This window comes from Acidiphilium sp. C61, assembly GCF_905116885.1.
Lineage (GTDB): Bacteria > Pseudomonadota > Alphaproteobacteria > Acetobacterales > Acetobacteraceae > Acidiphilium.
The window spans coordinates 299,720-312,107 of sequence record NZ_CAJHNI010000005.1 but is presented as its reverse complement, the minus strand read 5'-3'; the positions used below and the strand labels follow the sequence as shown (position 1 = coordinate 312,107).

The window sequence follows — 12,388 nt, the reverse complement described above, 5'->3', positions numbered from 1 at the left end:
AGATTTCCAGATTACACCTTCCAGCATTATGGCATTGGACCAGACATAAAGCCGGCGCCCGCGGCAAGCTGATGTCAGGAACGAACCGGCCGGGCCTGCTGCCCACGGCCATTGCTCTGCTGCTGGGCGTGGGTGGACTTGCCGGCTGTGCCGCAAAGCCGCCGGTATCTCATACCGTGCCGGCCAGCGCCGTCGCCGCCACGATGCCGTCGCCGGTGGTTTCGGTGAAGCGGCAGAGCCTCCCGCCGGACGCGAAACTATCGCTGACTCCGTACCGGTTGGGGCCCAATGACGTCATCGCCGTTTCCGTCTATCTGCACCCCGAGTTGTCCACACCCCAATATGGCGTGACATCGGGTCCCGCTGGTGCCTTCATCACCAGCGATGGCACGGTGGGGCTGCCATTGATCGGTACCGTCAAGCTGGCCGGACTGACAGTCAGCCAGGCCCAGGCCAAGCTTCAGGCGGCGTATTCAAACTACGTCAATAACGCGAATGTCTCGGTGCAATTGGTGACGCCGCATAGCCTGCGGTATTACCTGCTCGGCGATTTCTCGAGCCCCGGGATCAAATATCCGGGGCGTGAACTGACACTTCTGGAGGCTCTATCCCTGGGCGGCAGCCTGAATGTCGCCAATGCCGATCTCTATCAGGCCTATGTCGCGCTCGGGGCACGAAAGGAACCGGTGGATCTTCGCGCACTGCTGCTCGACGGCAATCTGTCGCAGAACATCGTGTTGCCGCCGGGTGCGACGATCGTCATTCCGCCTGCATCTGAAGAAAAGGCGTTCGTGTTCGGCGCCGTGGGCAAGCCGGGCGCCATCGGCTTCCAGGGTGGCTCGCTGTCTCTGCTGCAAGCCATGAGCGAAGCCGGCATGACCCTGTCGAATTACACCGATGCCGAGCTCTCGCAGATCCGGATCATCCGCTCGCATGGCGCATCCGCCGATTTCATCGTCGTGAATGCCCGAAAGATCATGGATGGGCGGGCAATGCCCTTTGCGCTGGAACCCGGCGATATCGTTTTCGTGCCGCCAACCGGCATCGCGACATGGAACGATGTTCTGAACAAGTTGCTCCCCTCGCTGAATACGATCTCCGGCGTGCTCAATCCGTTTGTCTCCATCAAATACCTCTCGAAGTGACCATGAAGCAGAAAATGGCGACACAACTCCCTGCGATCGGCTTCCATGCGCATCATGAACCGCATGATATCGTCGATTTCGGGCTGTTTCTGCGCACGCTACGCCAGCAAGCACGGACGATCCTGCTGTTCACCGGCATCGCGGCGGCAGCCGCTCTGCTGCATGTTCTGCTGGCAGTGCCGCAATTCACGGCATCCGGCGCGCTCTATCTTGGCGAAACCCAGCAGGGTTCGGGTAGTGGTGGCGGCTCCAGCAATGCGGTCAACCTGTCTGCCTATGCCCAGCAGAGCGACGTGGAAACGCAGATAGAGCTGTTGACCACCGGCACCCTGATCCAGCGTGCCGTGCTGGAAACCGGGCTGAATGCGACGATCCATCCTGCCGGTGCTCCGGCTCTTAGATACTGGCGCTGGAAATGGCTCGACCATGGTTCGACCAAGGCGTTTCTCCCGGCAGCGGATGCGCTGCGGGTTGTGGATGCAACGCTTGTCGGGAAGTTTCGTCTCGTCACTGGTGCTGGAAATACCTATAAACTCTACAAGGCTGGAGGAATTTTCGGTCGCGAGAAGCCAGTTCTCAGCGGCACCATTGGCACTGTGGCGCACACCGCAGATGGCGCCTTGCTGGTGCGCTTCGCCCGCCCCGGCAAGTCCGGTGGCTCCGCCGCAACCTTGCCGGGCGCCGCGGTGCCGAGCGCTGCTTTGGCAAAGATCAGTCCAGGCCGGATTTTCGACCTGAGCGTCGTGGCGCCTGATGCGCTGGCCAATGGTCTGGCCGGAGGCCAACTGCGCGTGACGGCCGGAGGATCGCCAACGCGGCCGACCAAGCTTGCGAGGATCTCACTGCGCTGGTCCGATCCTTTTCTGGCCCAGATCTTCGTGAACCATCTGATGCACGACTACATCGCGACCCAGCTCCAATGGAAGGCGGAGGCTGCTTCGGTGACTGAAACCTTCGTCACCGGCCAGCTCGCGAATGTCGCCCGCAGACTGGCGCGCGCTGACCAGGAATTGTCAGCCTACCAGGCCAAGACCGGCATCATCGATCCGCAGCAGGCCGCCCAGGCCGCGGTCGAGCAGATGAGCCAGCTGGAGCAGCGCCGTGGCCAGCAATTGCTTCAACTTCAGGCCCTGCGCCAGCTGCACGGCGCGATGATGGGTCGCCGGTCGCGCGTGAACCCTTATCTCACCAGCGAAACCAATGATCCCGTTCTCACCTCGCTGACCACCTCGCTTTCCGAAGCCGAGGTGAAGCTGAGCCAGTTGCGCGCCGAGTTCACCGACCGTGCCCAGAACGTGCAGATCCAGCAGGCGCAGGTCAATCAGCTCCGCGCCTCGATCCGCGAGCTTATCGACAATGACCTGGCCTCCGCATCCCAAAGTCTGGCAAGCATCGAAAGGCTGATCGCAAGCGACAGGACCAAGCTGAAGAACCAGCCGGCTGAGTCGCTCAAGGTCCGGGCATTGACCAGGAAGTCGAAGCAACTGGCTCAGCTTTACGAGGTGCTGACCCAGAAGGCCGAACAGGCGCAGATATCGAAGGCTGCGACCATCATCGATACGCGCGTCGTCACCTCATCGCGCCTGCCTTTGCGGGCAACCTCACCGCGTGCGGCGATTACCGTGGTCGCTGGTGCGATGGTGGGTTTCTTTGCGGGCCTGGCGCTGGTGTTCGGCCGGCGGGCCTTCTCTGGCCGATATGAGAGCGAAGAGCAGATTCGTCGCGCGGTGCGATTGCCAGTCTACGGCGCCGTGCCCCAGCAGGTGCAACGGCTCATCGGTGCGAATGCATTCGGGCCTGACAATTTCAATCCGTTCTCCGAGGCGTTTCAGCTCATAAAGCGCAATATCTACCGAAACACGAACGGATCACATGCTTCCGCGATCCTCCTGATTTCCGCGAGCAAGCAAGACGGCAAGACGACGATCGCGGCCAATCTGTGCCGGACCTTGGCCGAGGATGGCAAGCGCGTGGTTCTGCTCGATTGCGACTTCTATCTGAGCCGGCTTAACCTGCTGGTCGATTTCGAAGGGTTGCCCGGGCTGACCGACTGGCTGCAGACAGGTTCACGGCCGAAACTGCAGCGCTGGCCGGATGGGAAATTCTGGGTTCTGCCCTCCGGCGGTGCCGCGCCCGAGCGCGGAGCCCGCCTTGACGAGGCTGCCTTGCGCGGGATCATCGAAACTCTCGGCGAGGAGTTCGACTACATCATCCTCGACAGTCCTCCCTTGCCGATCGTCTCCGATGGCTTGGTACTGGGCAGCGTGTCCGACCTGATCCTGTCGGTCGTGGGCGTATCCAATACAATGCGCCGGGCGTTCGATCTGCATAACGAACTGATCGAGACCCTAGACAAGCCGCACGGGCTTATCATCAACGGTGCAGATGCCATGACCTATGGCGGTGAGGATGCCTATTTCCTCGGCGCGGCAAGGCGCGGGCCGAAATTCACCGGCTGGTTTCGGATTTGAGGCGGAGCCTGGGAGGAGGGAGCGCCAGGTTATGGGAAATTACATCCACCGTATCGTCGATGCCACGCTCGCCAGCGAATTCGTGCCGGTATCGATACGAATGCCGCTCATGCGCAGGCTTGGCTACAATGTCGACCGGACTGCCTGCATCTGGGCACGGGCCAGTTTCCGTTCCCGGACGGTAAAGATCGGCCCTCAGGTCTTTATCAATGTCGGATTTTTCTACGACGGCTTTTTGCCGCTGGAAATCGGCGCCAATGTTCGGATCGGCCAGTTTGTCCGGATCATTACCGGTTCGCATCAGATCGGCCCGCCAACCCAACGCTGTCTCGTTGACGCGGTCGGCGGGCCGGTGGTGATCGGCCGCGGCTGCTGGATCGGCAGCGGTGTCACGATCCTGCCAGGCGTGACGATCGGCGACGGGTGCGTCATTGCCGCCGGGTCGCTGGTTACGAAATCGACCGAGCCGAATGGCTTGTATGCCGGGATTCCAGCGCGTCTTGTGCGGGCGCTCGCCGATGATGCCTCCACTGGCGCCGCAGACGATCCTCTTCTCGTATGCTAGGTCACAAGACAGCGTTGAGCGGTTCGCTCATGGTGTTCGGACGGCTGGTCAGCCGGGTGATCGACCTGTTCACCATGTTGATCCTCGCCCGCCTGCTCTCGCCGGCCGATTTCGGCCTGGTCGCGATTGCGATGACCTTGGTGACCATCCTGGAAGCCGCGCTAGAAATGCCGCTGAGCCAGGCGCTGGTCCAACTGCCGGAAATCAGTCCACATCACCTGCATACCGCATTCACCCTCAGCCTGCTCCGCGGTGCGACGCTGTGTCTCCTGGTCAGCGGTATCGCGATCCCGTTCGCGCACTGGTATGGCCACCCCGAGCTGATACCGCTGATCCAGGCCCTCAGCCTCGCCCCGGCAGCCCGCGGCATGCAGACGCCGCGGCTTGCCGAATATGCCAAGGCGCTGAATTTCGTCTACGAGTTCTGGTTCGAACTGGCGGGGAAAGTTACCGCCTTCGCAACTGCCGCGATCCTTGCCTTCACAACGCATTCATTCTGGTCGATCGGGCTTTGCACCATCGCCGGGCCGGTGGTGAATACCCTGCTCGGCTACGTCGTCCTCCCCTATAGGCCACGACTCTCGCTGCGCGATTGGCGCCTATTCAGCGGGTTTCTGGGCTGGGTCAGCGTTTCGCAAATCCTGATGTCGTTCAACATCCAGTCAGAGCAGCTTCTTCTCGGCAAGCTCATGCCGGCATCTCGTCTCGGCCTGTTCAGCACGGCGAATAATCTCAGCAATATCCCGTTGGCCGCTCTGTTTTCGCCGATCCTCCGACCATTGCTGTCGGCTTTCACCGTTGTTCGCGATGATCTGGCGCGGTTGCGCGAGAGTTATCAGCTTGCGGCAAGTGCGGTGATTGCGATCGGTCTGCCGCTTCTGATTGGCCAGGCCGCGGTCGCGGGGCCACTGGTTCAGGTGCTGCTGGGGCCGAAATGGGTCAGTGCCATCTCGATGACGCGTTGGCTCTCCATCAGCCTAATCCCCTACATGTTTGGCATCCTGCTCTCGCCGCTTGGCATGTCGCTCGGCCGCACCCGTGAAATCGCATCCCGGAATACCGTTCAGGTGCTAGTCAAACTGCCCCTTCTGGTTGGGGGGGCGCTCTATTGGGGATTTGCCGGTGTGATCGCCGCCCGTCTGATATCTGAAACTGTCACGGCCATCTTTTGCATGGCCAGCATTCGCCAACTTTGCGGCATTTCCATCCGGGACCAACTCCGGGTCAGCCAGCGCAGCATTGTCGCCAGCCTGGTGATGCTGGCTGCGGTCGTGGGTCTGGACTCCCTTCTGCATTTGCCGGGAGGAATGATGGGGCAACTCACCCGTCTTGCGTTGCTGGTCATGAGCGGAATGGCGGTTTATGCGGGCAGCCTCATGGCCATCTGGCATCTCCTGGGACGCCCAAGCGGTATCGAACAGTCAGCCCTGCGCTTTGTCAGCGATATTGTCGGCCGGCGCCGCCGGACCGTGCCGAATCGCCAGCCGGTGTGACTGATGGCGAGGCATTCCGACATCTGCTCAACCGCCGGTTGGCCAGCGCATCCCGGATCACCGCTGAATGCCAGCGGACATGATCGTCGTTGTGGTAGAGCGTGGTCATGACGGCTGATTGCTGCATTTCATACACGACCGACCCGGGATACCTTTTCCCGAGTTTCGTGAGTGCGTTGCAGGCACGGCGGAATGCGCCGGCAGACCTTGCAGATGTTGCCATTTTCAGCGTGAAGGGAATCGCCGAGTGCGACCGGGTCTTTCGTCGCGCCTGCGAGGCCGAGGGCATTCTCTTCTTTTCCGTTCCGGAAACCGCCATCGAGCGTGTCGGAGCGATGCTTGCCCGGCTGTTTCTGGATCGTATCGCGCCGCCGCAATACGGACATCTGCTCTATATCGATGGCGATACACAGATCACGGGATCGTTGGAACCGCTTCTGCGTACCGAGGTTCCTGTCGGGCAATTTTGCGCCGCCAACGATCCGATGACGTTTTCTCTCGATGGGGGCAGAGGACACGACCGGAGCCTGGTGAGTTATTTCGCCTCGATCGGATTGGAGAACAACCGCCAGCGCAACTATTTCAACAGCGGGGTATTACGGATCAACCGCGATGGGTGGGACCGGATCGGCTGGGAATCCTGGAAACTGTTTCAGAACCTGAAAGGCAAGACACGATATCCGGATCAGGATGCCCTCAATCTTGTGGCAATGGATCGACGCATACCGATGTCCCTGAGCTGGAATTTCCCGATTTTTCTGCGCAACGCGAGACTTGAGCAGGCGATCGATCCCCGCGTTGTCCATTATATGGGCAGCCCGAAGCCCTGGCATGGCGCTTTTCTTCCGTGGGGGGGGCCGGAATACCTCCCCTATGTCGAGGCCGTTTCGCGATATCCCGATCTGGAGCAGTTTCTTACGCGCATGCCGTTCTACAGGCGTTGCCGCTATATCCTGCAACAGCATTACAAGCGAATTCACGAGGCCTCGGCATGGGGAAGAGGGGCCCGCCATCGTGAGATCCTCAATTATGAAAGCCGTGTCGGTCGCGATGCTGTGCTGGCGGGCTGATCCCGCGCAATCGCGAGGTCAAAGCATCATCCGATCCGATGGAGTCACCTGATCGGATGATGCTCTTGCCTATCAACATGACAGGTCGCGGCATCCAATCCGAAAGGATCGGAACGTGTTCTAACCTGGCTTTCCCATGATGGCAGCCTGTGCCAGACCCGGGATCATTCCCACTCAATTGTTCAATTTTCATATAACGTATTGAAATTGCTCGGTGTTTTTTTCGACTGGCGGCGAACTTCCGACGCGCAGGCCGTCAAAAAACTACGCTTCTGATTTTAAAGGGAAAATCGCCAGAAAAATATTTTTGACGTCTCGCAGACTATCAGCACCAATCGGACGATCTACGTCGCGGTTTGGGGTGGGGACGCACCCGGATCCACATCTGGAAATTACCGTCAGCAAGCTATAGCACGCTCGAACAACTGGCACCATCGGGCCTGAGACAAGACGACCTTATGTCTCGCCGGAGACATCCCGTACCCTCAGCGCGGCCGGTAGAGACGAAACTCTCCAGCCGGTACCTCTACACGCGAAGGATCCTCAGCGACCGCCACGATTGCGACATAGACGGCAGTATTGGGGCGGTGACTATCACGCACAATTCACACGCTCACCAAACGTCTTAGGTTCTGGAGAATTGCGTCTTCGGTGGCGGCCACCGGAAGGTTCCGCGCTTCAGCCAGCTCGGCAACCGTACGGCCGACGTCGCGCGGCCTGAGGGGCTGGCCATCCCATTCCACGAACGGCCCATCGGTTTCGGTCAGCAAACGGTCGAGCGGAAGACCCGCAACCAGTTGTCGGTGCTTGGGTGAGCGCAGCATCTCTCCGTTGATCGAGAAATAGCAGCCGAGCGCGACCGCCCGACGGGCTTCAGCGGACGTGCCCGTGAACCAATGCAGGACAACGCGTCCCCGCTCCTGCGACAGGGCGCTTTCAATATGGTTCAAGACCTTGCCAACCGCCCGGACGCTATGGACGGTCAATATCTTGCCACCCTGTTCAGCACAGGCGCGCAGGATGCGCTCGAACACCCGCTCCTGGGCCGGAAAACTGCGGTAAAAACGAGGGCCAGCGTCGAGGCCGATCTCGCCAACATAACGTGCGTCAGCCAGGTAGCGCTCGAAAATCGGCAACTCATTCTCGCGTTCGGCGACAAGCTGCGGGTGGAGCCCTAATGCGATCCGAACATGCGCCGACTTTGACGCCAGCTCGCGGTTTCGTGGCCAGGCCTTCGGCGTGGTCGTGACCGCGAGCGTCGCCACGCGTTCCCGATCGCATTCGGCAATAAGAGCCGAGTGATCTTTGTAGAGATCAACGTGGCAGTGGAAATCGACCCAGCGCGCCGCAGATGGGTTGGGGGTCTCCGTCATAGCGGCCGGGCCCGAACGCCGTGCAACAGTCTGCCGACCTCCTGGAGGCCGGCGACGTAGACGGCCTGATATTCAGAAAGCTTGCTAGGATGATCAATCAACGGGCCGGGGCGATGAATATCGAAACGGGCTCGCCCCGGTTTTCGTGCGAGGCGAGATAGTGCAAGCTGAAAGGAGCGCACATGCTCGCCTTCCGCTTTATTGGTGTCGAGCACTTGCGCCCGAAGATCGGGAATGCGGTATGGCGTATCATCGGCACCCCAACCTTCCAGGATTGCAGCGCGCCGGATGAGACACGGCACACAACGTCCGCAATGTTTGGGCGCCCTCTCAGTCGGGTCGGGATCGTAGCGGCGACTTCCTGGCGATGAGCACGACATCGTGTGCTTCGCCTCTTTTTGGAGGAACGGGATGTCGGCGCATTCCTTCGCCATCTGGCCCTTCGTCATGAAGGCGTATGGATTTTCCAATCGGACGCGGAGGCCGAGCCCTTTGAGCAGATCCCCGAAACGCGCCATGTAGTAAGGATGTGTGGTGCGGGTGCTGAGTGCGCCCAGCCGGAGCGGATCGAGGGGCACATTGAGCGAGATCAGGCCATTCTCCGGTACATGCACAACGATGTCGCCGCCGATCGCGTCGGCCGCCATGACAGCCAGCGAAAAGAACAGGAATGAACGCCCCCTAAGCGTGTCCTCGACCGCAGAATGCTCCACCGTATCCGTCGGGAACCCTACTCTGGCCCGAATGTGATGGAGCGTCGTCCCGCTGAAGCGACGCTTCATGGCATCGGCGCAATAGACTTGGTGGGTGCTAGTGATGCCATCCCAATAGTGGCTCACCAACATCGGCACTTCACCGCACGCCAGCAAATCGATCGCGCCGATGAAGCTGTCCAGCCCGCCCGAAAAGAGGCAGACCGTTGTCGAATTGGCCGTGCGCAACTTAGTGGGCCTCGGCGCCAGATCGGGAGCGCCGGCTGCGCGGGGGCGGAAATAGACACCCCAACGGTCGCCGGTCAGGAAATTCAGCGTCGTCACGATCAATGGCGCCAACCCTTTCCAGCGGACGGTGTCATGTACCGGCAAGTGGAGGTCGATCTCGCGAGTCCAGGCGTCCTGCGCATCAGCGGCACGCGAGATGCGCGTATCGGCGGCGGTGATCGCCGCGGCCATAAGCGCTAAGTCGACCGCCGTTTCGGAGGGGCGGAGGCCAAGCGCACATAGTTGATCCAACGCCTGGCCCAGCCCGTAGCCCAGCCGGAATTCGCCATCGACGAAGTTGATCACCGTCTCCTGTGTATCCACACGGCTCGGCGAAGCGGTTGTGCTGTCTCCCGGACCAAGCCGGGCAATGATCGTATGATGCCTCATGCAGCGGCCTCCCCGGCGACGGCAACCAGCTCGAAAGCCGTCTCGTAAATCTGGTTGACGACATTCTCGATATCGCGGTCAGACAAGCGCTCCAGGCTTTCGAGCCTACCGGCGAGCTGGCCGCGCGTTGCGCCCTCAACAAAATCATGAAGCTGCGCCTGGGCGCTTTCCACGGTAGCGATGTCATCAGGGAAGGTAATGCCCCGGCCGCCGAGGTCTGCCATCACCCGCCCTTCGATCGAACGGGAGATAAAGTCCAGGAAGACGTCCTGGAGTTGCTCCGGTGTAAGGGTATCGAAGCTGCCCACACCCGCTTCGGCCAGATCACCGATCGTCTCAAGCATCGCCTGCCGCGCGATTGCATCGTCGACCGCGCCACCTGGTGGGCAGATGAATTCCAAAATCGCGACAAAGACATCGGCCGCCGGCTGTGTAGCCAATCCGGTCAGGTTGAGCTGACGAAGCGTTTCGGTCGGCCCGAGACGCTGGAAGTCACGAACGACGCCCAGCAATCCCCTGGCTGTCGCGCGCGATGAGCCCATGCGCCGCGCTGCACGTCGGGCGCCGCCGGTGCCGCCGCGGACATAGCCTGAAAGCGCACTACCGAGGGCACTACGGCTGCCGGTCCTTGCGAAGCGCGTGAAATTGCCCCGCGCCCCACCCAGGCTGCCGGTGCCCTTCGTATCCGGAGGTGACGGCGTGCGCGGAACGCCCGGAACAGAAGGCGCTGCCGGCGGCGTCGGTTGCGGCGATGAAGGTCCGCCCGGCACACCAGGCGCGTTCGGGGCCGCCGGCGCGGTTGCCGGAGGTCGAGGCCGGGTCGGCGGCGTCGGGTCGTCAACGAAGGATGGAACGAGGCCGCTTGCGGGTCCGCCATAGCTTTTTGACGTGCCCATCCGATCAACCCCGCTGCAATTTGCTGATGCCCTGCGCGGCCTTTTGCAGGATCGAGTTTTCCGTCTGCTCGGCCCATGCCCGCAGCGTTGTCTGGTACTCCGCCGCAATACCGGTGTCCGTGAAGCACGCCCCCCAGCTCGAAGCCGCCCAACTCCCGACCTTGGTCATGGGCAACTCCCGGATAAACTCCAAAAGCCGACGCTGCAGCGCTGGATGCGCCTCGACCAGGCGGACGAGGCCGTCCGCCCCCTTGGGCTTAGCCGCAAAGTTGTCATCCTGGAGAATCCGGCCACGGATCGCCTCGAAAACCTCCTCAGGCTCTGGCCCTGTGAGCTTTATGATTTCGCCGACGGCACCCCGGACCATCATCGTCGGGCCCATTAGCTTCTCGACGAGGCCCTCGAGGTGACTTGCTGCGGCCAGCCCGCCCAACGAGCTGCGCTTGTCACGCGTGACGAACACGTATGGTCGCAGGTCGACGCCCGTCAGCGGCGGGTCGATCGCCGCCCAGCCCTTCGCCCACTCGTTCTTCTCCCATTCCACGGCTTCGGCTGGGAGCGGTGCAGGTACGGAGCGCGCACCTTTTCGCCCGCCCCTACCAGCGGCCTTCTCATCATCGTCATCCTCCGGCGCGGGCGCTCGGATATGTTCCTCGAAACGACGAAGCGCCTCGGGTTGACCGTCGAAGTGATTGGCCGCGAGCCGTGCGATTTGTTCATAGAAGTCCGGATAGAACCGCTCGGCGAGCATGATCTTGGCTAACACCGGGCGCTGAATGTCAGCACCGAAACCACGCGCCTCGGCGATTGCGTGCCGCAGCATCATGGAATTGAGGAAGCGTTTGATCTGGCGCGGATTGCCGCGGGTGCCCTCGCTCAGAATCTTCGTCACGTGGGCGCTGATCACAAGCGCCTGATCAACCTCGGGCGGCATCTTGCCCGCCATGGCCTGCTCAACCGTCCTTCGGTCGAGGCCGCGGCTCTTCCACGGCCGTCGCATATCTTCCCGAGCAGAATCGAGCAGACTGAGGAACCGCGGGTCCTTCGAGCCGAGCGCGTTTTCCGCCAGCAGAAGGGTCACGTACACGCGTGTCTCGGCGACGCCGAGCGCCGGAATGCGGAACGGGACCTGAATCAACTTTTCCAGGTAGTTGCGCGCGTAGCTGACCGGGCCTGTACTGGGCGGCAAGTCGGGGAAGTGCTCGCGCACCGCATACTCGATCATCAGCTCATCGGCACCTATGACAAATGCGGTGCTTTCGACGAACAAGAAAAGGCGGATCGCTTCAAGCGTTGCGATTGCCGTCTTCGGCAGGCACCGGTCGAGATCATCGACAATGACGACGAGCTGGTCGATGTCGGCTGCTTCGAGAAGCTCCTTGAACTCCTTGCGGAACGCATGAATGTGCTCGGGAAGGTTATCGCTCTCGTCCGATGCTTCCTTGAGGAACTCGCCTGCCTTTTCGGCGACTCCCTTCAGATCCTCGATCGAAACATGGTCCTGCGGTTTCGCCAGAAACGAGGTGGCAACATCATAGAGGCCCTTGACCTGATCGAAGGTTGGAATGCCGGTCGTCGCTGTAAACGCGAAGCCCCCAGCCTTGCGGGCAAGCTTCAGCCAGTCAACCCGCTTCAGGACCTTCTTCGCGGCGTCAGCCACCCTCTTCGACATCGGACGGGCGCGACGAAGCTCGTCGACGATGGTCTCGATGACGACCGTTTTTGCGTCCTCGAAGCCCTCGAACGTCCAACCGTTGAACCAGAGGCAGAGGACACGATCGTCCTCCGCGAATGCGCCCTCGAGCATTTTGAGAACGCTCGACTTGCCTGCGCCCCAATCGCCGTGGACGCCGATCGTCACCGGGGCGTCGGGCGTCTTGCGGATCAGAGTGACGACCGTTTTTGCGATCGCCTCGTAATAGAGGAGATCGGTCGCCGTCTCCTGATCGTTCAAGAACATAATCCCGCCCTCGCCTGTATTATGTGCGCCATAGCCCCAGCATAT

General features: G+C 61.1%; 9 protein-coding genes. 5 read left to right on the top strand and 4 right to left on the bottom strand.

Annotated elements, in window-relative coordinates:
• The first annotated feature begins 71 nt into the window (after nucleotides 1–71).
• From HUW10_RS04270 to HUW10_RS04250, 5 genes are all read left to right on the top strand, one after another.
• Entirely contained in the window at nucleotides 72–1,145 is a 1,074-nt protein-coding gene (locus tag HUW10_RS04270) for a polysaccharide biosynthesis/export family protein (RefSeq protein ID WP_201712581.1), read from the top strand.
• A 2-nt stretch (nucleotides 1,146–1,147) separates the two neighbouring features.
• Nucleotides 1,148–3,616 (top strand): polysaccharide biosynthesis tyrosine autokinase, encoded by a 2,469-nt coding sequence (locus tag HUW10_RS04265; RefSeq protein WP_174502369.1) that lies wholly within the window; start codon nucleotides 1,148–1,150, stop codon nucleotides 3,614–3,616.
• A gap of 31 nt (nucleotides 3,617–3,647) precedes the next feature.
• Nucleotides 3,648–4,181, top strand: a complete 534-nt coding sequence (locus HUW10_RS18530) for a DapH/DapD/GlmU-related protein (RefSeq protein WP_174502368.1) — start codon at nucleotides 3,648–3,650, stop codon at nucleotides 4,179–4,181.
• Between the two features lie 14 nt (nucleotides 4,182–4,195).
• Nucleotides 4,196–5,674, top strand: coding sequence for a lipopolysaccharide biosynthesis protein (locus HUW10_RS04255; protein ID WP_174502367.1), 1,479 nt, complete (start codon nucleotides 4,196–4,198; stop codon nucleotides 5,672–5,674).
• 107 nt (nucleotides 5,675–5,781) lie between these two features.
• Nucleotides 5,782–6,744, top strand: a complete 963-nt coding sequence (locus HUW10_RS04250) for a glycosyltransferase (RefSeq protein ID WP_174502366.1) — start codon at nucleotides 5,782–5,784, stop codon at nucleotides 6,742–6,744.
• Nucleotides 6,745–7,349: 605 nt separating this feature from the next.
• Here the strand turns inward: HUW10_RS04250 and qatD are convergent.
• From qatD to qatA, 4 genes are read right to left on the bottom strand one after another with little or no spacing between them, the layout of a single operon-like run.
• On the bottom strand, nucleotides 7,350–8,117 hold the full coding sequence (qatD, locus tag HUW10_RS04245; protein WP_174502365.1) for a Qat anti-phage system TatD family nuclease QatD: 768 nt from the start codon (nucleotides 8,115–8,117) through the stop codon (nucleotides 7,350–7,352).
• Nucleotides 8,114–9,487, bottom strand: coding sequence for a Qat anti-phage system QueC-like protein QatC (gene qatC, locus HUW10_RS04240; protein ID WP_174502364.1), 1,374 nt, complete (start codon nucleotides 9,485–9,487; stop codon nucleotides 8,114–8,116). Before qatC ends, qatD begins: the two co-directional genes overlap by 4 nt.
• Nucleotides 9,484–10,383 carry a Qat anti-phage system associated protein QatB gene (qatB, locus tag HUW10_RS18525; protein ID WP_304503469.1) on the bottom strand — a complete coding sequence of 300 codons (900 nt, stop codon included), beginning with the start codon at nucleotides 10,381–10,383 and terminating at the stop codon, nucleotides 9,484–9,486. Before qatB ends, qatC begins: the two co-directional genes overlap by 4 nt.
• Nucleotides 10,384–10,387: 4 nt before the next feature.
• Entirely contained in the window at nucleotides 10,388–12,343 is a 1,956-nt protein-coding gene (qatA, locus tag HUW10_RS04230; RefSeq protein ID WP_174502362.1) for a Qat anti-phage system ATPase QatA, read from the bottom strand.
• Nucleotides 12,344–12,388: the final 45 nt, after the last annotated feature.

What these genes read in the sequence shown, in the direction of transcription:
- HUW10_RS04265 (WP_174502369.1), top strand. Translation starts at nt 1,148, where the DNA reads ATGAAGCAGAAAATGGCGACACAACTCCCTGCGATCGGCTTCCATGCG.
- qatA (WP_174502362.1), bottom strand. Translation starts at nt 12,343, where the DNA reads ATGTTCTTGAACGATCAGGAGACGGCGACCGATCTCCTCTATTACGAG.
- qatD (WP_174502365.1), bottom strand. Translation starts at nt 8,117, where the DNA reads ATGACGGAGACCCCCAACCCATCTGCGGCGCGCTGGGTCGATTTCCAC.
- HUW10_RS04270 (WP_201712581.1), top strand. Translation starts at nt 72, where the DNA reads ATGTCAGGAACGAACCGGCCGGGCCTGCTGCCCACGGCCATTGCTCTG.
- HUW10_RS18530 (WP_174502368.1), top strand. Translation starts at nt 3,648, where the DNA reads ATGGGAAATTACATCCACCGTATCGTCGATGCCACGCTCGCCAGCGAA.
- HUW10_RS04250 (WP_174502366.1), top strand. Translation starts at nt 5,782, where the DNA reads ATGACGGCTGATTGCTGCATTTCATACACGACCGACCCGGGATACCTT.
- qatC (WP_174502364.1), bottom strand. Translation starts at nt 9,487, where the DNA reads ATGAGGCATCATACGATCATTGCCCGGCTTGGTCCGGGAGACAGCACA.
- qatB (WP_304503469.1), bottom strand. Translation starts at nt 10,383, where the DNA reads ATGGGCACGTCAAAAAGCTATGGCGGACCCGCAAGCGGCCTCGTTCCA.